Genomic DNA, 23655 nt, shown 5'->3' with positions numbered 1-23655 from the left:
GCCGGCAACGACGGCCCGAACTCCACGACGCCTTTGCCCCGTTGGCCTCCACCCTGAGCTGCCTGCGTGCTGAGGTTCGGCCAGTCTCGCCCCCCAGCGCGGTTGCAGACACGCTGAGACCGCCGTGGCTCACTGATCGCGCGGTCGGAGACGGGGCACGTCCCACTGCCGGAACGGGGCATGCCCTCACGGTCGCCGCGTCTCAGACGGTCGTCTCGGCGGAGGATGCCTGCTCGGCGTCGCGAGCAGCGACCAGTGAGGTGTGGATGGGAGCGTCGGGTACGACGGCCGGCCGGTTCTTGGCGAACTCCTCGCGCAGGACAGGCAGTACCTCTTCGCCGAGCATGTCGAGTTGCTCCAGTACGGCCTTCAGCGGCACGCCCGCGCCGTCCATGTTGAACAGTTGGCGCTGGTAGTCGCCGAAGTGCTCGCGGAAGGTCAGGGTCTTGTCGATGACCTGCTGGGGACTGCCGACGGTCAGCGGCGTCTCGTCCATGTACTGCTCCAGCGACGGCCCGCCGCCCATGATCGGTGAGCGGTCGAAGTAGGGGCGGAACTCGCGTACCGCGTCCTGGGAGTTGGCCCGCATGTAGATGTGTCCGCCAAGCCCGACGATGGCCTGTTCGGCGGTGCCGTGGCCGTAGTGCGCGTACCGCTCACGATAGAGACTGATGAGCTTCTGGAAGTGTTCCTTGGGCCAGAAGATGTGGTTGGCGAAGAATCCGTCGCCGTAGTAGGCGGCCTGCTCGGCGATCTCGGGCGAGCGGATGGAGCCGTGCCACACGAAGGGCGGTACGCCGTCCAGCGGCCGGGGTGTGGACGTGAACGACTGCAGCGGCGTACGGAACTTGCCCTCCCAGTTCACGACGTCCTCGCGCTACAGGCGGTGCAGGAGCGCGTAGTTCTCGATGGCGAGGTTGATGCCCTGGCGGATGTCCTTGCCGAACCAGGGATACACGGGGCCGGTATTGCCGCGGCCCATCATCAGGTCCACACGTCCGTCGGCCAGATGCTGGAGCATCGCGTAGTCCTCCGCGATCTTCACCGGGTCGTTGGTGGTGATCAGCGTGGTGGACGTGGACAGGATGATGCGTTCGGTGCGCGCGGCGATCCAGCCCAGCATGGTGGTGGGAGAGGAAGGCACGAACGGCGGGTTGTGATGCTCGCCGGTCGCGAACACATCGAGCCCGACCTCCTCGGCTTTCAGCGCGATGGCGACCATGGCCTTGATCCGCTCGTGCTCGGTCGGTGTCCGCCCGGTGATGGGGTCCTGTGTCACGTCACCAACGGTGAAGATCCCGAACTGCATAGCATCCATCCTGTATGGTTGATGTATCAACTTTCGCGTCGAAACGTAAGGCCGATCACGGGTATTCCCGCTGCGGCACCTCCGTGAAGCCGGCGATTGACGAGTCGGCGATATTGCCCTAGGGTGACGGTTGATGAGTCAACTAGCCCCACGCCCTCCCCGTACAGGCGTGGGAAGCGTGAGGAAACTTGGCTGGCAGCCCGCACATCAGAACGCCCTCACTTAGCCGGTGCGGGGCGGACTTCACCCGGCCATGAGCCGCCGAAACTCTGATCGGTCAGTCAGGCTGTCTCTTCATATGCGCGAGGACGCGGTCCGAGATCCGGCCCAGCGTGTCGAGTTCTTCCTGGGTGAGGGCGTCGATGAACAGTCGGCGGACGTGTTCGACATGCATGGGCGCGGCGTCTTCGATCGCCTTGTAGCCGGCCGGGGTGGCGACGATGAACGCTCCGCGTCCGTCGTCGGGACATTCTTCCCTGGCCACCAGTCCGCGGGTCGCCATCCGTCGGACCTGGTGGGACATGCGGCTCTTCTCCCACTCCACCTGCTTGGCCAGGTCCAGGAAGCGCATCCGCCCGCCGCCCCTTTCGGTGAGACTCACCAACACGACGTAGTCGGAGGCGGACATATGGGAGTCGGCCTGGACCAGGCGGGAGAGTCGCCCGATGAGCGTCTCCTGCATGCGGATGAAACTGTCCCAGGCGACCTTCTGCTCCGAGGTCAGCCAGCGAGGCTTTGCATTCATTGAGGGAGTGTAGCGAAAACGTTGACAGCTCATCTATCCCGTTGACGTGGGCGATTCCGATCGATGTCCGGAATATCCGGGGGCAGCGAGTGTCGGCATCCGACGCCACTGGAGAGACGGGCGGCGATAGCGGCACTCGCTGCCACGCTCACGACCTGCACGGCGGCAAGTGTGCTCGGGTGACGGTTCAGCTCGTGAATTCGCCATCGGCGAGTGCGGTGGCGGAGAGCTTGCCGCGTGGTGCGGCGGCGTCTGCGGTTCCCAGGCACTGTCCGCCGTCGAACAGTCCCAGTTCGTAGTGCACGGTGTGCTCGTCGTGTCCGCTGACGGCGATCCCGATGTCGTAGGAGCGAGGGTGAAGGACTTCGCCGAGGTAGGCCACGCGGTAGCGCCAAGGGAGGTATCGGGGGAGCTTCCTGGCAGCGTCGTCTCCCAGCAGACGGTGTGCACAAGACGCGATCGCCTCGTCGTACCAGCCCAGTTGGGCGATGTAGTTGACGTGCTGGTTCAGGTCGACGTCCCCGACGCGGCTGTGGACGGTGGCAGCGGCCGGGTAGTACTGCCGCTCGCGGCGACGCGGGTCGGGTTTCGACGCGACTGCCGCGCCGGTTTCCGGCAGTTGCAGTTCCTCAAGGTCGGTGAGCAGTTCGTCCGGCAAGGTGATCGGCCCGGACTTGTCGGCGAGGACGATGGTGGCCTCAGCCGTGGCGACGAGGTGCCCGTCGACGAACATGCCTTGACCGTAGGTGTACGAGGACCGTCCGATCGCGCGGATACCGGTGCCGATCCGGACGGTCGCGCCGACCTTGCCGAACGCCGCATGCCGTTCGACACGCTGCCCGACAAACAGGATCTGGTACGGCTTGAACCCGCCGTCAGCCGTGAGCTTTTCGAAGCGTGAGAAGCGCAGACCAACCCGGGGATGCTCGAACAAACGCGACAATGCCACCGTGCTTGTCGTGCCGTCCGGTGCGAGGTCGCCGAACCGTTGCACCACCTGCTGGTGGTCACGAAAGTCGTCCTCGGCCAGTAGCGCGGCGTCGGACTGTTCGTCGATGGTCAACGGTTGTTCCTTTCAGGATGGTCACCAGGCTATGGGCAGGGACCGCAGACCGTGGATCAGTGCACGGTGCTTGAAGACGGGTCTGGCGGCCGGGTCTGCGAGGCACAATCCGGGGAACCGCCGCAGCAATGCCGGAAGCGCCAGCTGTAGTTCGAGGCGAGCCAGAGTCGCGCCGAGGCAGTGGTGGATTCCGTGACCGAAGGCAACATGCGGACAGCGGCCACGGGTGACGTCGAGGTCGTCTCCGCCATCCAGCAGCGCCGGATCGCGGTTCGCCGCGGGCAGCGAGGTAACCACGTGTTCGCCACGCCGGACCAGGTGCCCGCCAATGGTGGTGTCCTCGACAGCTACCCGGACGAAGCCGGCGTGCAGGACCGAGGTGAAACGCAGCAACTCCTCCACCGCGTCCTCGACCGCGCTCGGATCGTCGCGCACCAGCGCGAGCTGGTCGGGGTGGCGCAGCAACGCGAGCGTTCCGAGTGAGATCACGTTCGCAGTGGTCTCGTGGCCGGCGATCAGCAGCAGGTCCGCCAGGCCGACCAGCTCTTCGTCGGAAAGCGCGCCCGTGCCGTGCTCACGGATCAAGAGACTCAGCAGGTCGTCCCCCGGCTTTTCCCGATGCCGTGCGACCAGGGTGTGCATGTAAGCGTCAGCTTCGGCGTCCAACCGCAGCCGTTCCTGCGGGGACATGGTCGTGTCGAAGAATCGGTTGCTGCGCGCACCGAACTCGGCCCGGTCGGCGAACGGCACCCCGAGCAACTCGCAGATCACCAGTGAAGGCACCGGTAACGCGAACGCGGAAACCAGATCGACGGGCGGACCGGCGGCCTCCATCGCGTCCAGGTGCTGGTCGACGATCTCCTGGATCCGCGGGCCCAGCGCCCGGGCCCGCCGGACCGTGAACGTCGCCGTCAGCAGCCGCCGCAGACGGGTGTGCTCAGGTGGATCCAGCATGAGCAGCCGCCCGGCACGGCGTTGCTTCATCTCTTCGTCGTCCACGCCCTCGGCCGCCAAGCCGGGTGACGGGCCGATCGCGTCGAGTCGGAGCCGTTCGGCATCACTGTGCACGGCCCGGACATCGTCGTAGCGGCTGAAGAGGGTGGCCTCGTGCCCCAGCGGCGATCGCACCCGGTGGACCTCACCGGAGTCACGCCGGCTCCGCACGCCCGGGTCGATGTCGAACCCATTCCTCAGGGTGACCAGCTCGTGCAGGTCTGTCATGGGCTCATTGAATCTCATGCACGCACTGCGCGCAACACCGCGTTCAACACCGCTTTCGCCATCTGGTGGAGCACCCGCTCCGCCCTACTAAGCTGTCGACATGCGCCAGCGCTGGAGTAAGCAGACCATCTTGGACACTGCCGTGGAGCTGCTTTCCGGCTCCGAGGGTGACGAGTTGTTCAGCATGCGCAAGCTGGCGTCCGAGCTGGGTACCGACTCCTCCAGCCTGTACCGCCACTTCCGCAACCGCACCGAGCTGATGCTCGCGATCGTGGACCGTGTGCTGGTCCAGGCCATGCACGGCTACCGGCGCCAGGGGACATGGCGTGCGCGGCTCGTCGACCTGACCCTGCGCTCATGGGATGCGTACGCCGCCCTGCCTCAGCTGGCGAAGGACCCCAGCCACTATCCGGGCAGCGGGCCCGGCAGCCAGCTGGTGATCGAGGAGACCTTGCAGGCCCTCAGCGACGCCGGGGTGCCCGAGGAACTCATCCCCGAGTGGTACCACCGGCTGATGACCTTGTCCGTGTCCCTGATCTCCACGCACGCGGCCCGCCAGTCCTCCGGCCCGACCGAGCAGAAGCGGAGACTGGAAGCCTTCCGAGTGATCACGCTGGGAGCCGACCCGGCGGACTATCCCGCTCTGGCTCACTACGCTCGCCGCATCGAACCCGTCGGTTTCACCCGCGAGAGCTTCCTCGCCACAGTGGAGCTGATGCTGGATGCGGTGCCTGCGCGCCAAGAACGAAGCTGAACCTGGCGCTGCAGCCAGAAGGTTGCCTGCCTGGCCGGCGACTGGGGCGCGAGACGGTGCCTCGGTCGCCGAGACCAGCTCGCCTGAACGCCCAAGACCGACGCTAGTTGACGCGTCAATCATCAGCATCTAGCGTAGATGACGCGTCATCTAAATGGTCTAGGGGTCGCCGGCCCGGCCATCCCGTATCTGCCTCACTGTGGGGCATCGAGATGTGGATGCGCATTGCCGGAGACCCGCGGACGCAAAGTTCCAGAAGGGGAATCTCGTGAGCACTGAGAGCAAGGCCGGACTCAGCGCTCACCGCCGCCCGGCGCCGATCCGTATCGGGTACTGCGCCTGTCGTTAACCGGTTCCCTCGTGGACAACAGCCGGTCGGCCCGTCCGGTTTCCCGGGATCTACGAGCGGCTGATGGCAAATCAGGACGGCATTGACGCGACCGGAATCCAGGTGCCAGCGCGTGGGGGTGCGCTGTTCAGGAAACGAGAGATTAGTGCGAACCGGAAAAGAGTCTCATCCAACGGGCGCTGATCAAGCAAACGCCAATGCAGGCGCGGGTAGGCGTCGAAGGTTCTCGCGATCTCCCAGATACTGGGTACCCCTCCTTCCCCTGACCGCGATCGCGGCCATATTGGCATGGCTCAACCGGAGCCCGTGGTGGGGTTGGACACTCCTGGGCACGCTGCTCGCGACACTTGGTGGGACCGCACACCGGTGGCTTCGAGGGCGCGCCCTGCTCCAGGTGGGGGCGTGGCTGCTGGCCGGAGCACTGGTGAGTACCACTGCCGTCCTCGCCTACCCACCTGCGCAGAACCGCGTCGCGGGCGGCAGCGATCCCCGGCCTTCCGCGCTCGTCTCCACGCGGGAGGGGCCCGTGCGAGGCGTCCTCAACGACGATCGCACGGTCGAGATATTCGCGGGCATCCCCTACGCCCGACCTCCGGTGGGAGACTTGCGCTGGAGTCCGCCTCAGCCTCCCGAGGCGCGCTCCGAGGTGTTCACCGCCGACCGGTTCTCGGACGTTCCCGTTCAAGGCACGTCAACCTTCTTCACGCGAGCGCTTTCACAGGTCGTCGACATACCTCTGGAGGACACGTTCCTCAACCCGTATCCGGTCAGCGAGGACAGTCTCTCCCTCAACATCTGGCACAGCACGAAGCCCGCCTCGGCGAAGCTTCCCGTGCTCGTCTACGTTCCGGGCGGGGGTTTCACGACCGGTTCTGGAGCTCTGCCGCTCTACGACGGCGAGGCACTCGCTTCCAGGGGTGAGGCAATCGTCGTCACACTCAACTACCGTCTGGGAGTGCTCGGATTCCTTTCCCATCCGGAACTCGCGGCAGAATCCAAGGAGAGTGCTTCGGGCAATTACGGAATCCTCGATCAGATTGCCGCGCTGAAGTGGATCCGACAGAACATCGCGGCGTTCGGCGGTGACCCGGACCAAGTGACGATCGCGGGAGAGTCCGCCGGCGGCGCGAGCGTATGCATCCTGGGCGCGACGCCACTCGCCGAAGGGCTGGTGGACGGCATCATTGCCGGGAGCGGGGCCTGCATGGGCACGACCGGAAGCACCGAGAAGGGCGATCAGGCCGATACCAGGGCGGCGGCGGAGGACGCAGGCAGACGTCTGAGCGAGAAGCTGGGGGGCGCCTCCGTGGAGGAGATGCGCAAGATGCCCGTCAAGCGCATTCTCGACGCCGCCAAGTCACTCGGCGCTCACTGGCGTCCCTCCGTCGATGGCCATCTCCTGGACCGACCGCCGGTGGAGATCTACGCATCCGGGGAACAGCTGGACGTGCCGACCCTTCTCGGCAGCAACGCGGACGAGGCTTCGCTCGCTCTGGCCAGACCACCGGACACCGACGTGGACAAATATCAGGAGTCGGTACGCAAGACGTACGGCGCGGACGCGGAGCGCTTCCTTCGCCTGTACCCCGGTGAGAACCAGGAACAAGTGCTGGAGTCCCTCCTGCGGGCCGACACCGACAAAATCATGACTCGCGCCATGCGCCGCTGGGCGCACCTGCAGACTCAAACAGGCGAATCGGCCGCGTACCTCTACCACTTCACTCGCATACCGCCGGAAAAAGGCCTCACGAAGTTCGGCGCCTATCACGGTGCGGAGGTGATGTACGCCTATGACAACCTCGGCAAGGACAATGCCGCCGAATACGAAGAAGTCGACTACAGGTTGCGCGACCAGATGAGCGCGTACTGGGTCAATTTCGTGCGTACGGGCGACCCGAACGCATCGGGCCTGCCGGTCTGGCCCACAGTGGAGCAGGCACCCGAGCAGGTCATGAAATTCGGTGAAGGCAGCGCGCCGGCACCCCGGCCGCGATCGGACGCCATCGACTTCTGGATGGACTACGACGGACCGATCCCGTAGCGCGGTGGGCGAGGTCTGTTCGCGAGGGCTGCCGCTGGGGCTCAGGCGCAAGTTGGCGGAACCGACGGTCGCACGGCTGGACGAAGACGGCAATGGACGGTGACGCGTCGGCGTGTATGACCCCGGCAGTACACCGGCACCGCGGGCAGGGTCACCAACTGTCGGGCCGGGATGTATTCGGGATCGCGGGTACACAGGTGCGCGGACGGACAGGCGGATCAGCCCATCACGCTCGCGCGCTTCGAACAACTCGCGTACCCATGCGCCGGGCTGGGCAGGGACGCGGGTCTTCGGTACGACCGTGCCCTCGGCTCCGTGGGAAATCCGCGTTAGAACCGTTTCCGCCTCCTGTCCGTTTCATCTGCACAGTCGGCGAGGCGTTGCCGAGCCCGATCGCACGGCCCTGAAGAAACGCCGGCGGCGGCTCCGTACAAGGCCCTCATCCTCCGAGACAGACCCAAGGAGCGACATCCAGCGTGTCTATCACCATTCGCCTCAAGCGCCTCGGTCTTGGTCGCCACGTCCGTGCCGGACTCGTGGGCGCAGCCGTGCTGGCCGCCGCGGGCGGCACTCTGTTCGCGGCCGGCCCTCCGGCGATGCTGCTCGCGGCCGACGCCACGGACAGCCCGATCACCGGTTTCACCGGGAAATGCATCGATGTGGCGGACGCGAACACGGCCAACGGTACGGCTGTCCAGCTCTACGACTGCAACGGCACCGGGGCCCAGCGCTGGTCCAGTCCTGGTGACGGCACCCTGCGGGCGTTCGGCAAATGCCTGGACATACAGGCGGCCGGCACCACGGACGGGACATCCGTGTGGCTGTGGGACTGCCACGGCGAAGCGAACCAGCAGTGGGTGATCACCGAGGCCCACGACATCGTCAACCCCGCCACGGACAGGTGCCTGGACGTACGCGGCTACGACAACGCCAACAGAACACCCCTCCAGATCTGGCCCTGCACGGGCGCCGCGAATCAGAAGTGGTTCAACTCCAAGGCGGAGAACCCACCGGCGAACGACGGCGGCGTCGACGGCAGCGGCGGCGTCGACGGCAGCGGCGGTGACGACGGCGGCGGCGGTGACGCCCCCGCGGGTTTCGTCGTCAGTGAGGACCAGTTCAACGCGATGTTCCCGGCCCGGAATCCCTTCTACACCTACGGGGGTCTGACAGCGGCGCTGGGCGCCTACCCCGGCTTCGCCACCTCCGGCGACGACACCACCAAGAAGCGGGAAGCCGCCGCCTTCCTGGCGAACGTCGGCCACGAGACCGGCGGCCTCACCCATGTCACCGAGCAGAACACGGCCAACCACCCCCACTACTGCGACCCCGGCCAGCCCTACGGCTGCCCGGCCGGCCAGAGCGCCTACTACGGCCGCGGACCCACCCAGCTCAGCTGGAACTTCAACTACAAGGCGGCGGGCGACGCCCTCGGCATCGACCTGCTGAACAACCCCGGACTCGTGGAGAGTGACGCCTCCGTCGCCTGGAAGACCGCTCTCTGGTACTGGAACACCCAAAGCGGCCCCGGCACCATGACCCCGCATGCCGCCATGACGAACAACTCCGGCTTCGGCCAGACGATCCGCTCCATCAACGGCGCCCTGGAATGCGACGGCAAGAACCCCGCACAGGTGCAGAACCGCATGGCCAACTACCTGCGATTCGTCCAAGTCCTGGGAACGACACCGGGAGACAACCTCGTCTGCTGAGGAAATGGGTTACCGGCCCCGCGAAGACACCCCGATCCGCGACGACGGGGCCACCACCGACGGGACGTCGAACGGACCGCCGCACGGCCGACCGGCCACCGGCGCCAGGCCACCGGCGCCCGCAGCGTCCCGCTCAGCCTGCGCGCCGCTCCGAGTCTCGCGTGGAGTCGGCCAGGGCCGCGGCGGCCTCCGGCGTCAGGTCGAACCCCCTGGGCAGCGGCAGCAGAGCGGCGGGCAGCGGGGAGATGGGAAGCCGCAGTGCACGGTCGTCCGTCGACGGCTCCTGCTGGGATGGGGCCTTTTCCTCGACCACCTCGGGCCGCCGCCGCTTCAGCAGACCGTGTGGCGCGATACGACGACGGGCCGGATCTCGTTCGGGCATGTGCGTCTCCCTGGACCTTTAGCCGTGGAACACCGGATCGGATGCCGGATCTGATTCGAGGGGCACAACGGCCCCCAGAGCTGAGCGGTTCAGCGTCCTGAGTAATTCCCCACCCATCCGCGCCGGCGCCCGCACCCGGATGGGCTGGGAACACGGAAAGCGACGTAGGAAAAAACGGCGATTCAGACCGGGCCCCGGAACGAGCCGAGACGAGCGTCTACATGGTGAACCGATAGCCGCGGGCATCCGTCGTGTGTGCGCAGTCGATTCCCCAGTCGAAGGGCATGTTCTATGCGCATGAGATCATTTCGAAAATTTCGACCACTTCTGTTTGCTCTCCTGCTGGTCGTCGCTGTCTCGGCCGTGACCTCGGCGGCTTACCAAGGCTCGCCCGACGACCGCCAGGACCGGGTGTCCGAAGCGGCGACAGACGCCGAACGCACCGTCACTCTGCGGAACGAGACAGACAGTCGTATCTGGGTCGGCGCCGCGGTCAACGCCGACGGCTCTCCCACGCCGACAGGACTTCCGACACTGGATCCCGGCGAGTCCGCCACCATCACCATGCCCGAACACTCGGGCCCCGGGCACTGGCGCGGCAAGTTCTTCGCCCGCCAGGGCTGCACCGGAGAGTCGGGCAGCACCTTCCACTGCGCCGTGGCCGACTGCGGACCGTTCGCCGACCGGTGTTCGACCGGTGAACAGCCCGCCAGTCTGGCCGAGTTCAACTTCGATTCGGCCGACCCCTTGGCACCCTGGTACAACGTCAGCTACGTCAACGCCGTCTCCGTACCGATCACCATCACCCCCGACGGAGTGCCGCCGCCCGAGAACGGCGGACCGTGCGCCTCGGTGGGCTGCCCCACCAATCTGCTCTCCGTCTGCCCGCCCGAGAACCTGACCAAGGACCAGGTAACGGGCAGGCCACTGGTCTGTGTCAACCCGAACCGCGACGCGAAGACCGCCTACAGCGACGCGGTCGCCAAGAAGGTCCCCTCGGCATACTCGTGGTCCAAGCACGACACCGAACCGGGCAACCAGGTCGTACGCCAGTGCAGCGAGTGCAGCGGACTGACCGTCACCTTCCACGGCACCCGTCCCGCCGACAGGCCCACCCACCTCAAGCCCAAGCCCAGGCCCGTGCCCAAGTCCAAGCCCAAGGCCAACGGCGCGAACGCGGCCGGCAAGGGCGTGGCGCTCAACCCCGGTGACGGGGTCGCCCAGGCACTGGCCGACTCCGGCGCGACCTGGTACCACAACTGGACCTCCTCCACCGGCGACGTCGCCAAGCCGGAGGGCGTCGAGTACGTCCCGTCGATCTGGGGCCCCGGCTCGGTCAACGAGACAGAGCTGGGCAACGCCGCCCGGGAGGGGAAGAACCTCCTCGGCTTCAACGAACCCGACAGGGCCGACCAGGCCAACATGACACCCGAGCAAGCACTCGACCTCTGGCCCCAGTTGGAGAAGACCGGCCTGAACCTGGGTGCCCCGGCGGTCTCCACCGACGCCGACAAGCCCGGCGGCTGGCTGGACCGCTTCATGAAGGGAGCCGAGGAGCGGGGCCTGCGCGTCGACTTCATCCCGGTGCACTGGTACGGCTCCGACTTCAGCTCCCGGGCCACCTACCAACTGGCCGACTATCTGGAGCGCGTTCACAAGCGCTACAACAAGCCGGTCTGGCTGACCGAGTACGCCCTCATCGACTTCACCCAGGGCGCTCCTCGCTACCCCAGCGAGCAGGAACAGACCAACTTCATCAAGATATCGACGGACGCGCTCCAACGGCTGGACTACGTCGATCGCTTCGCCTGGTTCGCCCTCACCACCCAGACGAGCCCGACCGGCCTCTACAACGGCCCCGCGTCGAACGCGAGCGGCAACACCTTCCGCGACGCGGACTGACGCTCGTCGGCCCGCGGCTGCGTTGATCACAAACATCGCCGGCGTATGCGGGCCCTGAGAATGGCGAAGACCTCCGGCGCGGGTGGCCCAGTCCAGGAACACACCGCGCGGAGGTCTTCGTGCCTCACCGTGACGCCCGTCGAGGGCGACGCCTTCCTCATGATCTCCGGCTGCGAATATCTTCTGGAGCCACATACGCGAGTACTCCGACAGCGTCCCGCAGAAGTCACGCGCGGCCAGGCCGGCGCAGGATCCATGCGGCGCCTCCAGGGGCGCGCAAGATCATATGGCGTTCCGCCGATTGGTGTAGTGGCGATCACCATGCGAAAGCGCGGGCTGTGGGGCGGACACAGCACGTGGTTGTGCATACGTGCAGTCGGCTCGGCGGCCTTCAAGGTGAAAGACGCTTCTGGCGGGTAAGCCAACTGAGAAGAACCGGCCGGGTACTGGCGTACCGCCCCCCAAAGGCTTCGGCCTGGAACCACGGGCCGGTCTTTGTATAGTTCAGAGCGTGGACACAGCCTACGAAGTCTCTCTACGTTTCGCCGTGTTGGGGCCGGTCCGGGTATGGCGTGGGGACGAGGAGCTGCCGCTCGGCTCGCCTCAGCAGCGGGTGGTACTGGCGGCGCTGCTGTTGCGACGTGGGCGCCTGGTCACCACCGCCGAGATCGTCCACGCCGTCTGGGGTGAGGATCCGCCGGCGGCGGCCGTACCTGTTCTGCGCACCTACGTGTCCCGGCTGCGCAAGGTCCTGGAACCGGACCGAGTTTCCGACGAGTCGCGGGCTGTGATCATCTCGGCCACTGACGGATACCTGGCCCGGGTGCCTGACGAGGCCGTGGACCTGGGCGTGTTCGAGCAGCGAGTCGCCCGGGCGGCGAAGTTGCGCGCCGCGGGTGAGTTGTCCGCCGCATCGACGCTGTTGCACGCCGCACTCGACGGGTGGCACGAAACTCCGTTGGCCGGGCTGACGGGCCCGCTCGCCGAGGCTGAACGCTCCAGGCTGGACGAGGCGCGGTTGAGTGCGCTTGAGACGCGCTTTGACATCGATGTCCAGCTCGGGCGGCACGACATGCTGATTCCCGAGTTGCGTGCTCTGGTCGGCCGGCATCCGCTGCGGGAGCGACTGTGCTATCTGCTTATGCTCGCTCTGTACCGATCGGGGCGGCAGGCGGAGGCGCTGGCGTGCTATCGCAAGACACGGAGCACCCTCGTGGCCGAATTGGGCATCGAACCCGGCGCCGCGTTGAGGGAACTGCATCACAGCATTCTGACGGCCGATGCGTCACTTGAGTATTCTCCGCCGCCCTCGCGACATGAGGTCGATCCGGCAGCTGCCCCGGCGGCCCAACCCGATACGCACTTCTGCCGCCCTGCCCAACTCCCCGCCGACTTGGCTACTTTCACCGGTCGGCACACCGAACTCGACCAGGCACACGCACTGTTACCGAAGGACGGCGGCCACGCGGAGGCAATGACCATCAGCGTCGTGAGCGGCATGGCAGGCATCGGCAAGACAACTCTGGCCGTCCATCTGGCCCATGAGATCGCCGACGGCTTTCCCGACGGGCAGCTCTTCATCAACCTGCGCGGTTTCGACGCGACTGGTTCGATCGTGACGCCGGAGGAGGCCATCCGGAGTTTCCTCGACGCGCTCGGCGTCCCGCCACAGCGGATCCCCACGCAAACGGAGGCCCAGGCCTCGCTGTACCGCACTCTGCTGGCGGACCGGCGGATGCTGATCCTTCTCGACAACGCCCGCGATGTCGAACACGTCCGGCCACTGCTGCCCGGCTCTCCCGACTGCCTCGTCATCGTCACCAGCCGCAACCAGCTCACCAGCCTGATAGCCAATGAGGGAGCGCAGCCGCTGACTCTGCATCAGCTGAGCCCCGCGGACGCGCACGACTTCCTGCGGCTCCGGCTCGGCGACAAGCGAGTGAGCGCACACCCACTCGCGGTGGATGAGATCGTCGCACTCTGCGCTCGGCTGCCGCTGGCGCTCTCCGTCGTCGCCGCCCGGGCGGCGATCAATCCCGGCTTCCCACTCAGCGCCATCGCCGACGAGCTGCACGACAGCCAGGGAAGTCTCGACGCTTTCGTCAGCGGTGATCTCAGCACCGATGTACGAGCCATTTTCTCCTGGTCCTACGACGCCCTGTCCGTCCCGGCCGCGCGACTGTTCCGTCTCCTGGGGCTTCACACCGGCCCGGACATCTCCGCACCCGCAGCGGCCGCCCTGGCGGGCCTCACCCTGCGGGAGACCCGTGGCTTGCTCGCCGAACTCTCCCACGCGCACCTGCTCATCGAGCACCTGCCCGGCCGCTACACCGTGCACGACCTGCTGCGCGTCTACTCCCGCGAACGAGTCGACACCGACGAGTCACAGCAGGAGCGGGACCGGGCGGCGGAGCGGCTCCTGACCTGGTACCTGCACACGGTGGGCACGGCCTACTCCCTCCTCGCCCCGCACCGCCGGCGGATTCTCCTGGAACCCGCGCCCGCCGACTCCCGGCCCCTGGCGTTCACGACTCACGACCAGGCTCTGCACTGGTGCGAGACCGAGCGCGCCAACCTCGTCGCCGCCGTGCACCAGGCCGCCGCGTCCGGCAGAGCGGACATCGCCTGGAAACTCGCCGCCAGTCTGTGGGGATTCTTCTATCTCCGCAGCCATCTCCACGACTGGCTCGACACCTCCCGGACAGCTCTCGCGGCCGCCCGCGCGGCCCACGACCGCAGGGGCGAGGCCCAGTGCCTCGGGGACGTGGCCGGCGCTCTGACGCAGTTTCGCCGGTTCGACGAAAGCATCGCGCACTACCGGCAGGAGATGGTCCTGCACCGGGAACTGGGGGACGGGTACGGCAGGATGCACGCCGTCGCGAACCTGGGCAACGTCTACCTGAACAGCGGCAGACTCGACAAGGCCGTCGAGTACAGCCGGCGAGGGCTCGTCATGTTCCAACTCGCCGGCTACTCCTGGGGGGAGGCGATAGCCCTGGCCAATCTGGGCGACGCCTACCAGCAACTCGGCCGGTTCGACGAGGCCAAGGACTGCCTGGAACAGTCGCTGACCGTCCTGCGGACCATCGACAACCGCTGGGTCGAGGGTGTGGTGCTCGACATCCTCGGTACGATCGATCATCGGCTCCACCGCTACGACGAGGCCGTCGAGCACTACAGCCGGGCACTCGACGCACATCGCGACGTCACCAACGAATGGGGCGAGGGCTACACCCTGAGCAATCTCGGCGATGTCCAACTCGCCACGGGCGAACCCGAGGCGGCTCGCACCAGCTGGCTGAAGGCACTGGCCATCTGGGAGAACTTCGACCACCCCGATGCCGAGGCCATGAGGGACAAACTCTCCCGCCTGAACGACCACACTCGCGCCGCATAACCGCACGCCTCCCCCGCCCCCCCAACACCTCGCGCCCACCGCGGCATCGCGCCCGTGCCGTCCGGAGAACCGCTTCGGCGGGAGCCACGAACCTTGGTGAACCTCGTACGTCCCGTGTGCGTTGTGCTCCCGGGGCAGGCACGGTCCGCACATTCCACAATCTCCCCGGCAGTTCTCCCAGACGCGCACGGGAAAGGAAACACGATGACGGTCGACACCGCTGACGTCGAGCAGAAGGCTCAATCACCCTCGGAGCGCTCCTCCGAGAAACCGCCTCCCTCCGAGGAACCGCCTCCCTCCGCGCCCCGGTTCATCCTCTATCTGGAGGGGCCCGAGTACGCGAAGAACCTGCGCCAGCTGACACTGTGGACCCACCATGTGCTGCTGCCGGTCTACGGCAGGGAGATCACCTCGGCCGCCCCCTGGTGCTCCCGTTGGTGGGAGCACCAGGAGGCGGTCGCCCAGCTCCACGGATTGTGGCTCGCCTGGGCGGACTTGACCGGTCCCGGCTCCGGGATGAGCGGACCCGCCAACTGGCACCGGGACTATCTGGGTCCGGTCATGCAGTCGCTGCGGGATCCGTCGGGCCCCTTCGCCGGCTGCAAACCCGGCAGCCACCGGTCGAAGGAGAAGCCCCCTGTCGACGCCATCGACCCGTTCGGCCCCGACCGGGACCGGGGCCGAACAACTGGATAGTGCGCCGGGAGGAGCGTCAGCTCTTCACAAACCGCCACTGGTGGTCGTCGCGGTCATTGCAGGGGTAGATCGTGAGAATGGCGTTCGCGGGCTTCTCTTTCTCCGTCCGCGATATGTCGAGACACATGTCGCCGCTCATCTGGTTGCGGATCCAGTACGTGCCGTTGGGGCGCTTGTGGAACCACCAGAGCATGTTGTCTTCGAGGGTTGCCTTGCAGCGGAACTCGGTCACCGGCGTCGAGACCCGGGCGGGCTCGTCGCCGTACAGGTCCAGACAGCGGCCGTCCTTGACGTTGCGGATCAGGTACAGGTCGGCGCCGCCGGTGCCGCGGCCCTTGTGGGTCCGCTTCAAGGTCCATTGCTGGTTGTCGGCGCTCGTCGGTTCACACGGGCGATCGTCCTGAACCCTGCCGTGCTGCTTGCCTTCACCCCGACCGGGAAGCTCGACGCAGGAGCCGAACTTCTGGTTCTTGATCAGGACCGGACCGCTGGGAAACCTGGGGCCGGTCGCCCTGGGCTTCTTCGGCTTCGGCTCGGGCTCCGGCTCCGCGGGCTTCGGCTTCGGCTTGGGAGGGGCGGGCTTTGTCTTGGAGGACGACGGCGACGGCGACGGCGACTTCGTGACCGAAGGCGACGCCGAAACCGAGGGCCACGGAGTGCTGGGGGGCGAGTAGCCCGGTGGCCGGAACGTCATCGGGGAATTGCTCGCCTTCGCCTCCTGGCCCGATCCGGCCGCCTGGTTCTTCCCCTCGGCACCTCCCGATCCCATGCCACTGCCCAGCGCCACCAGCGAGCCGATGACCAGTACCGCGACGGCGGCGGCCACTCCGCCGACGAACAGGGGCCGCTGGAACAGGCCCGGCTGCTCGTACTCCTCGTCCGACTGGGACTGCGCACTTGACCGGGCGGACTTCTTGTCCGACACCGTGCGAAGACCGGGAGGCGGGGTGGGCTGCGGCCTCGCGGGCGGCTCCGGCAGCGCGTTCGTCTTCGCCCCGCGACCGGTGTCCGGGACCCCGGCCCCGGCCCGCGGCCTGCCGGACCCGAACGGCTCGACAGGCTCCGGTTGCTGCCGGGCACGCTCGCCGGGACCGCCGACCGCGACCGGTCCCTCCTCCTCCGCCCCCGCTCCGGCCGCCTCGTCCGCATCCTTCTCACGCTGCTCCAGCAGCTTGCTGGACCCGTCCGGCGCGACCTCCACGATCGCCACATAACCCGCCGACGGGTCGGAGATGGCTCCCGTCACAGGAGCGTTCAAGCCGCGCGCGTATCCGTGCAGCATGTCGAGAATCGCGACATCGAGCGGCTCGCCCGGCATCACGGCCACCGGATCGCCGTCGATGGCGGCGGAACCGTCGCCGAAGATGACGACCGAGAAGTGGGCGGGCGGCTCGGGCCCCGGGCCGGCGGCTTCGTCACCTCTGTTCATGTCCATTCCTTCCTTACGGTGTCGGCACGCGGCCTCGCACGGGCATGGCCCACGCGCCAAGGCAGCTCTGCGCACACCGCAACGGACACCGGAGCGAAACAGTTCAACCCCCGGGCACCGTCCGCACCACGCGGGTGAGGTTACGGAAGCTCATTGTCTTGAACCGACTACGGTCTCCAACCGTTGTTGCTCAAGATGCGCTGTCATGACGACTTTGCCGTAAAGGTCACATCGAGTGGGCGAGGACCCCATCTCGCAGACCCGGACATCAGCCTGGGCAAGCTTCTTGGGTGCGGCGATACGTACAAGTCGGTCGTTCAGGATGCGCCTTCGACGTCCCCGCCGATACGCCTACATTCCCGAATGGTGGGAGCACAGCATGTCCGATGCGAACAGAGTTGACAACCGTGAGGAAGAGGAAGAAAAGGGGTCGAGCGCCTGGCTGGGGAAAGCGGTAACCGCGCTCAAGCTTGCGGGGCGAGGAGCCCGTAAAGTCGGGGCTTCGAAAAATACCATGATCCTCGCGGCTTACCTGCTAGTCGCGGGACTTCTCCTGACTGTCACTCCGCTCGCGGGTTTTGCGGTGCCATTGATGCTCAGTGGAGCGGGGGTCGGAGCGATTGCGTTCGGCTGTCAGCTGTCGGAGAAGAAGAGGGCGCGCGAACACGAACAGGCACAGGAGCAGAAACGGGAACAGAAACAGGAAGCGGAAGCGAGAGATAAACATGAATTCAATAGCGCGGTGATGCAGGCGCTCAATACCATAGCCGAAGCGTCTCGCCATAACCAAACGAGTCCCGTACAGGATCAGAACCAACGATCCCGGCCCCATCAGCCCCTGGTTGCGGCTCCCGCTCCCGGAGAAGCGCCTCCTCCCGCGTCAACCACTGGATCCATCCAACCGGTGACGCAACCGATAGCCGACGCGAGCCAAGCGAGGTCGGCCTCGCCAACCCCGTCAGTCAGAGGGAGTGAGGACCGCGGAACCGATTTCTTTTCATTTAGAACGACGTCGGATGCTGCGAACAAACTCCTGCCACCAACTTCAGAATCCAGGAAGTTCGCGGACAGCCCCCTACTGATGTGGAACGATCGTCCCTCCAATTACAATGCCCAGAGTAAAAATTCCGGTGCCCGGAGAGGGAACAGGCAGTGACGGGTGCCCTGTCAGCCTCGCGTTACCCGATGACCGGGACCCGGCGTGGCGCCTCTGCGAAGGGGTGGAATCCCCCGCCGTACGGCTCCTCCCTGCATAGCCGCAGCCATGACGGAAGGGGTCCGAAGCATTGACCGTCCCCACTCACTCCCAAAACCGCGGGATCTGGCGGTGTTCCACCTGATGCCGGATGGCGGACCGCGGCCGGGTGAGGTGCTGTCGCCTCCCTGCCAGACTCTCGCGCATGCAACGTCTTTTCCCAGCCGCCGAAACGGCCCCGGCTGATCCCGTTGAGCTCGACCACTGGCTGGCGCGCGAGTACGCGTACCCGTCGCGCCCCTGGATCCGAGCCAACATGGTTGCCTCGCTTGATGGAGCTTCGGCCTGGAAGTCCCGGTCGGCCGGGCTGTCCGGGCGAGCAGATCAGGCCCTGCTCGCAGTCTTGAGGGCGCTCGCCGACGTGATCCTGGTGGGGGCTGAGACCGCCCGTCGCGAAGAGTACGGCCCCGCCGACGCGCATCCGAACCTCACGGCCGCTCGCCTCGCCGCGGGCCTACCCGCCACACCGCCGATCGCCGTGATCAGCCGGCGACTGGAACTGGCCGACAGCCTTCTCGACCGTCAAGCGCCTCCCGGATCGGAGACACTCGTCATCACGACTCGCAGCGCACCGCCCGCGGGCCGACGATCCCTTGAGGACCGCGGCCTCGAAGTCATCGAGGCCGGCGAGGACGACGTCGACGTCCGAGAAGCGCTCCGCGTCCTCGGCGCGCGAGGTATGACCGCCGTGCTGAGCGAAGGCGGGCCGCGCGTACTCGCGCAGTTGCAGCGCCACGGGCTGCTGGATGAGCTCTGCCTGAGTATCGCCCCACGCATGGTGGCCGGAGATGCCCCCCGGATCGTCAACGGGACAGAGGAGAAACTCACCGAGCTGCGCCTGACGGCGCTGTTGGAGGCTGACGGGTTCCTCTTCACCCGGCACGGACGTCACCCGGACTCCCCCGTCGGGGGTTTGGTCCCGGACTGAGTACGGCACTCCTCCTGCACCCGTTCGATCACCTCGCGGGCCTCGCGGATTTTCGCGTCGAGCTTGTCCAGGACCCAGATCTGCCCCGCCATACCCAGGGACGGGTTGTCACCCAGCTCGTCGATTTCGCCCGGCGCGGTCCATTTGCCGTTGGAGCTCCTGCGCGTCACGACGTCGGCGGCTTCACGCACGACGGCGTTCATGGCTCGCTGAATTTCCCACCGCACGTCCTTCGACCAGCGAGGATTGTCCGTCACTTCGCCCTCCTCAACGAGTGGTTCGATTGCGGCTTCGCGAGCACGTCGACCAGCGCGTGGAGCGCTTGGGCATACCCGCCTAACGCGTATGCGGGCCTCCCACTCCGGTCCGTGGGAATGGCGTACGTCAGCGGTGATCTGCCCGCTGTGCTTTCGGTAGTGGAGACCGACCTCGGGGATGAACCAGCCCACGATCGTGTGCCACCCAGCGCCATCCTGATGCTTGAAGAGAGTCCAGTCGTGACAAGAGCGCGGCGCGCAACGTGATGAACTCGCCGTCGTCGCGGTAGTGCGGCTGTGCCGTCGTCTGGGCGGGATGCTTTCGGTAGATCCCCCCCGGCTCGCTGATCATGCGGCCAGGCGCGACAACCGCGCACACGAGGACGAGCGCCAATGCCTCCAGCGCCGGGAGCGCCGGCCACCCGCCCAGAGCGCGCACCAGCCCGGTGCGGACAGTGAGATGCGTACCGACCACCGGGAACCGGTCCGCCTCGAACTGCTCACGGAGCTGCTGAACAGGCAGGACACCGGCCGGAGGATCGTACGGTCCCGGAATGAGAGCGCCGCCGGGCAGGAGATCGAGACAGCTTGAGACGCACCAGCCGATGTCAGGGAAGTCGCGGAATGCCTGGATGTCGCGTGCGAGAGCTCCATCGGTCAGCATGTCATCGGCGTCCAGCGCCCGGACGAGATCTCCCTCCGCACGCGCGAGCCCCAGAGTACGAGCCACGCCTGCGCCGCCGCGTGTTCCCGTGGCGACATGTACGCGTGGGTCATCGGGAAGCCCCATGGTGGGACGACCTGTCCGCCCGTCCTCCTGCACGATCCACTCCCACGACCAACCATGAGGCAGAGCTTGGTCCTTGATGGACGTGTAGGCATCGACCAGGAACTGGTGACCGCCGTCGTACACCGGCGTGATGATGCTGACGATCGGCACTACTTCCACCGCTCAAGCGGAGTCGTGTGGATGAGTTCGGTGCGGTCCGCGGGAAGAGGGACGTCCGCGGCCTGCGCGCAGGTCGCGGACGGGGCCGGGCCGCACCACAGCACGCGGCCTTCGCTGTCTGTGACCACCATGGACTTGACGGGGTTCTGTTTGTTCATGCCGGAGATGAACTCGTCCCGGTCCTCGCGTCCGACGGCCGACCGCCGGACACGGATCTCGGTGCCGCCGATGATGCCGATCTTCCCGGTCGTACCGAGGTGGCCGACGACCTCGGCCAGGGTCCGCAGCCGCGCACCGGGGATGGCGGTACACCCTCGCTCGGCGAGCAGGGTCCGCACCTCGTTGACGGCCCGGGTGATGGTGGAGCGGTCCACGCCGAACCGGCGGGCCGGCACGTCGTGCCTGACCCGAGACCCTCATGGCGGTCAGCTGGAGTTGACATCGATGCTTACTCCACTCTTCGGCAGGCACTCTGTGAGAGGGATGCCTTGAGCGCGCGTACCGCCATCGGATTCCGTCGCTCCGCTGATAGTACGTTCGCCTCGATGGCTCCCGACGCTCACTACGGCTCACCGTCCGACTCAGTTCACGTCACAAGCCTCCGAGCTTGCACCACGATCACGAGCCATGATCATTGAGAGCGTCTCCGGCGGATGATCCGCAGGCGAGGCGGACGAACGAGCCGTGAAACTCGGTGCGGCACGCCGGTACTTCGGCTCCTCCCGCGCGACAGAGCGGCCGGTGAACGACTCCCAACCCTCCCAGCGGCCGGACGACGCACCCATACCCACACCCCACGAAGCACCACCGCCGCACTGGTTGACACATCAATCATATGCTGGATAATTGACATCTCAACAATTGGCCTGCACAGGAGCTCACCATGTCTGATCTCGTCTTCGGTCTGGACACATTCGGAGACGTACCGGATGACGACTTCGGCACCCCGGTGTCCTACGCGAAGGCCATCCGCCAAGTGGTCCAGGAGGCCGTACTCGCGGAGGAGACCGGCGTGGACGTCATCGCACTCGGCGAACACCACCGCCCGGAGTTCGCGATCACCTCCCCGGAGACTGTGCTGGCCGGGATCGCGACGCGCACCAGCCGGATCCGTCTGAGCTCCGGCGTGACCGTGCTCAGCTCCGACGATCCGGTCCGCGTGTTCCAGCGGTTCGCGACCGTGGACGCGCTGTCCAACGGCCGGGCCGATGTCATCCTCGGACGCGGCTCGTTCACCGAGTCGTTCCCCCTCTTCGGATACGACCTTGCCGACTACGACGTGCTGTTCGAGGAGAAGATCGAGCTCTTCGCCAAGCTGCTGGAGGAGAAGCCCGTCACCTGGAGCGGCAGCAAACGGGCTCCGCTGGAGAACGCCGATGTCTTTCCGAAGACCGAGTCCGGTCACCTGAGCACCTGGGTGGGCGTCGGCGGTTCTCCTCAATCGGTCATCCGCACCGCGCGCTACGGCTTCCCGCTGATGATCGCCATCATCGGCGGCAACCCGGAACGCTTCGCGCCCCTCATCGACCTCTACCGGCGCGCCACGGAAAAGCTCGGCACGACCGCCCACCCGGTCGGCATGCACTCGCCCGGCTTCATCGCCGACACGGACGAGCAGGCCCGGGAACTGCACTGGCCGGGCCACAAGGCCATCCGGGACCGCATCGGCGCACTGCGGGGCTGGCCACCGCTGCGCAAGGAGGAGTACGACTCGGAGATCGAGCACGGCTCCCTCTACGTCGGGTCGCCGGAGACGGTCGCCCGCAAGATGGCCCGCGCGATCAAGGCACTCGGCGTCGGCCGCTTCGACCTCATCTACGGCAGCCAGCCGATCAGCGCCCGCCTGCGCGCCGTCGAGCTGTACGGCACCAAGGTGCTCCCGATGGTCCGCGAGATCCTCGCGAGCTGACACCGTGAACGGAGAAGAAGACATGCTCACCACGCCCGTGAAGACCATAGGCATCCTGGGTGCGGGCAAGGTCGGCACGGTGCTGGGGCGGCTGGCCCTGGCCGCCGGCTACCGGGTGCTCATCGCGGGCTCGGGCGACCCCGCCAAAATCGCGCTCACCGTCGAGATCCTCACCCCTGGCGCGACCCCGGTCACCGCGGCTCAAGCCGCCGCGGCGGCGGACGGTGCCATCCTGGCGCTGCCGCTCGGCAAGTACCGCACTCTCCCCGTCGACGCATTGCGCGGCAAACTCGTGATCGACGCCATGAACTACTGGTGGGAAGTCGACGGCATCCGCGAGGACCTGACCGACCCGCTGACCTCGTCCAGCGAGATCGTGCGGGACTACCTGACGGATTCACGGGTGGTCAAGGCGTTCAATCACATGGGCTACCACGATCTGGAGGACGGGGCCCAGCGGCCGGGAACGCACGGACGCAAGGCAATCGCGATCGCCGGTGACGATCCGAACGACCTCACCGCCGTCGCCCGCATAGTCGACGCAGTCGGTTTCGACCCCGTCATGGCCGGCCCCCTGGCCGAAGGGATACGACTGGAACCGGGCACCGAGCCGTTCGGCGCCAACGTGGGCGCCGAAGAACTGCGTGCAATGCTTCTCCGTTTTCCGGAGTCGGAGCGCGGAAAGAGCGTACTGAGCGCGCGGGCCGCCGCCGCGGAGTCGGCGGAGCACACGGTCTGATCGCCCAATCCGAGGGGGTCGGCAGACGGACAGCTCGAACGTGGTGAACAACTCGTCGAGCAGCAAAGGCCTGCTCCGGGCGACCCGGAGCAGTGTGTACAGGAGCGTCGCTTCGGCGAAGTGGCCCAGCCCACTTCGTCGGCCATGGCTGTGCCCGCTTCGGCCTCCGCTCTGGCTTTGGACAGCCGGCCCGCGCCCAGCAGGACGCTGGAGTGGTTCCTGAGCCACAGACGCATGGCGGCTGCCTGGCCCTGCCGCTGGGGAGTCCCGGATGCGGGTCTCCGACTCGGCGAGTGACTGCGCCGTACGACCCGCCGCGTTATGCATGAACGCTTTCACAGCTCCTCGGGCACCCAGCCAGAGGAAGCGCGAGAAACCGGCTTCGGAAGCGATGTCCTCCGCCTCGTCTACGCGCTTGAGCCCCTAGAGCACGCTTGAGTGGGCCGCCATGACGGTGGCCAACACGGCCCTGTCCCCCGCCTATTGCGCGGACCGCAGCGCCTCGTCAACCGCCACCCGGGCCGGGGCTCCCCCGGTCCCCCACCAGGCCGCGACCGGTACGTCACCGACAAGTCGGTATCGGAGGTGTCCCGGTGCGGCGTTCGTGAGGAGCCCGGT

18 protein-coding genes and 1 pseudogene are annotated in these 23655 nt (G+C 66.8%); 9 read left to right on the top strand and 10 right to left on the bottom strand.

Translation table 11 applies throughout. From position 1 onward, the window contains the following. Positions 1-202 precede the first annotated feature (202 nt). The 4 genes and pseudogenes from ACIBLA_RS20770 to ACIBLA_RS20755 form a co-directional block, all read right to left on the bottom strand. Positions 203-1309 (bottom strand): annotated as a pseudogene (locus ACIBLA_RS20770) (LLM class flavin-dependent oxidoreductase). 277 nt (positions 1310-1586) lie between these two features. Beyond that, positions 1587-2054, bottom strand: coding sequence for a MarR family transcriptional regulator (locus tag ACIBLA_RS20765; protein WP_363243909.1), 468 nt, complete (start codon positions 2052-2054; stop codon positions 1587-1589). A gap of 187 nt (positions 2055-2241) precedes the next feature. Beyond that, positions 2242-3117: a hypothetical protein gene (locus ACIBLA_RS20760; protein ID WP_399199395.1), complete on the bottom strand. Its 876-nt coding sequence runs from the start codon at positions 3115-3117 to the stop codon at positions 2242-2244. A 21-nt stretch (positions 3118-3138) separates the two neighbouring features. After that, a complete protein-coding gene (locus tag ACIBLA_RS20755; protein ID WP_399199394.1) occupies positions 3139-4185 on the bottom strand; it encodes a cytochrome P450 in 1047 nt (348 codons plus the stop codon). Positions 4186-4438: 253 nt separating this feature from the next. Here ACIBLA_RS20755 and ACIBLA_RS20750 point away from each other — a divergent pair, with 253 nt between their 5' ends. From ACIBLA_RS20750 to ACIBLA_RS20740, 3 genes are all read left to right on the top strand, one after another. Next, the gene (locus tag ACIBLA_RS20750) at positions 4439-5092 is read left to right on the top strand and encodes a TetR/AcrR family transcriptional regulator (RefSeq protein WP_363243906.1); all 654 of its coding nucleotides are present in this window, start codon (positions 4439-4441) and stop codon (positions 5090-5092) included. A 773-nt stretch (positions 5093-5865) separates the two neighbouring features. Next, on the top strand, positions 5866-7482 hold the full coding sequence (locus ACIBLA_RS20745; RefSeq protein ID WP_399199393.1) for a carboxylesterase/lipase family protein: 1617 nt from the start codon (positions 5866-5868) through the stop codon (positions 7480-7482). A gap of 488 nt (positions 7483-7970) precedes the next feature. Further along, positions 7971-9194 carry a glycoside hydrolase family 19 protein gene (locus tag ACIBLA_RS20740; RefSeq protein ID WP_399199452.1) on the top strand — a complete coding sequence of 408 codons (1224 nt, stop codon included), beginning with the start codon at positions 7971-7973 and terminating at the stop codon, positions 9192-9194. A gap of 133 nt (positions 9195-9327) precedes the next feature. Here ACIBLA_RS20740 and ACIBLA_RS20735 read toward each other — a convergent pair whose 3' ends face one another. Further along, on the bottom strand, positions 9328-9576 hold the full coding sequence (locus ACIBLA_RS20735; protein ID WP_363243904.1) for a hypothetical protein: 249 nt from the start codon (positions 9574-9576) through the stop codon (positions 9328-9330). A 363-nt stretch (positions 9577-9939) separates the two neighbouring features. Between ACIBLA_RS20735 and ACIBLA_RS20730 the strand changes: the two genes are divergently transcribed. The 3 genes from ACIBLA_RS20730 (at position 9940) to ACIBLA_RS20720 (ending at position 15571) form a co-directional block, all read left to right on the top strand. Further along, entirely contained in the window at positions 9940-11478 is a 1539-nt protein-coding gene (locus ACIBLA_RS20730; protein ID WP_399199392.1) for a glycosyl hydrolase, read from the top strand. A gap of 511 nt (positions 11479-11989) precedes the next feature. After that, positions 11990-14875, top strand: a complete 2886-nt coding sequence (locus tag ACIBLA_RS20725) for an AfsR/SARP family transcriptional regulator (RefSeq protein WP_399199391.1) — start codon at positions 11990-11992, stop codon at positions 14873-14875. Positions 14876-15079: 204 nt separating this feature from the next. After that, the gene (locus ACIBLA_RS20720; protein WP_399199390.1) at positions 15080-15571 is read left to right on the top strand and encodes a DUF4913 domain-containing protein; all 492 of its coding nucleotides are present in this window, start codon (positions 15080-15082) and stop codon (positions 15569-15571) included. 16 nt (positions 15572-15587) lie between these two features. Here ACIBLA_RS20720 and ACIBLA_RS20715 read toward each other — a convergent pair whose 3' ends face one another. Beyond that, positions 15588-17000, bottom strand: a complete 1413-nt coding sequence (locus ACIBLA_RS20715) for an RICIN domain-containing protein (protein ID WP_399199389.1) — start codon at positions 16998-17000, stop codon at positions 15588-15590. A gap of 535 nt (positions 17001-17535) precedes the next feature. Then, positions 17536-17817 carry a hypothetical protein gene (locus ACIBLA_RS20710; RefSeq protein ID WP_399199388.1) on the bottom strand — a complete coding sequence of 94 codons (282 nt, stop codon included), beginning with the start codon at positions 17815-17817 and terminating at the stop codon, positions 17536-17538. Positions 17818-18400: 583 nt separating this feature from the next. Between ACIBLA_RS20710 and ACIBLA_RS20705 the strand changes: the two genes are divergently transcribed. Then, a complete protein-coding gene (locus tag ACIBLA_RS20705) occupies positions 18401-19183 on the top strand; it encodes a dihydrofolate reductase family protein (RefSeq protein WP_399199387.1) in 783 nt (260 codons plus the stop codon). On the opposite strand, the gene ACIBLA_RS20700 is transcribed toward ACIBLA_RS20705, so the two are convergent. The 3 genes from ACIBLA_RS20700 to ACIBLA_RS20690 all read right to left on the bottom strand — a co-directional run bounded on the left by ACIBLA_RS20700 (position 19144) and on the right by ACIBLA_RS20690 (position 20784). Further along, the gene (locus ACIBLA_RS20700; protein WP_363243898.1) at positions 19144-19440 is read right to left on the bottom strand and encodes a hypothetical protein; all 297 of its coding nucleotides are present in this window, start codon (positions 19438-19440) and stop codon (positions 19144-19146) included. The two genes, ACIBLA_RS20705 and ACIBLA_RS20700, sit on opposite strands and share 40 nt — an antisense overlap. A 127-nt stretch (positions 19441-19567) precedes the next feature. Beyond that, positions 19568-20389 carry a glycosyltransferase gene (locus tag ACIBLA_RS20695; protein WP_363243897.1) on the bottom strand — a complete coding sequence of 274 codons (822 nt, stop codon included), beginning with the start codon at positions 20387-20389 and terminating at the stop codon, positions 19568-19570. After that, positions 20380-20784 carry a hypothetical protein gene (locus ACIBLA_RS20690; protein ID WP_399199385.1) on the bottom strand — a complete coding sequence of 135 codons (405 nt, stop codon included), beginning with the start codon at positions 20782-20784 and terminating at the stop codon, positions 20380-20382. The genes ACIBLA_RS20695 and ACIBLA_RS20690 overlap by 10 nt, the downstream gene beginning before the upstream one ends. 488 nt (positions 20785-21272) lie before the next feature. Between ACIBLA_RS20690 and ACIBLA_RS20685 the strand changes: the two genes are divergently transcribed. Both ACIBLA_RS20685 and ACIBLA_RS20680 read left to right on the top strand, forming a co-directional pair. Next, positions 21273-22298, top strand: a complete 1026-nt coding sequence (locus tag ACIBLA_RS20685) for an LLM class flavin-dependent oxidoreductase (RefSeq protein WP_363245020.1) — start codon at positions 21273-21275, stop codon at positions 22296-22298. A gap of 22 nt (positions 22299-22320) precedes the next feature. Then, positions 22321-23037, top strand: coding sequence for an NADPH-dependent F420 reductase (locus tag ACIBLA_RS20680; RefSeq protein ID WP_399199384.1), 717 nt, complete (start codon positions 22321-22323; stop codon positions 23035-23037). The last annotated feature ends 618 nt before the right edge of the window (positions 23038-23655 follow it).

Source organism: Streptomyces sp. NPDC050433 (assembly GCF_044458565.1).
Classification (GTDB): Bacteria; Actinomycetota; Actinomycetes; order Streptomycetales; family Streptomycetaceae; genus Streptomyces.
This window is presented reverse-complemented; position numbering and strand designations above follow the sequence as displayed.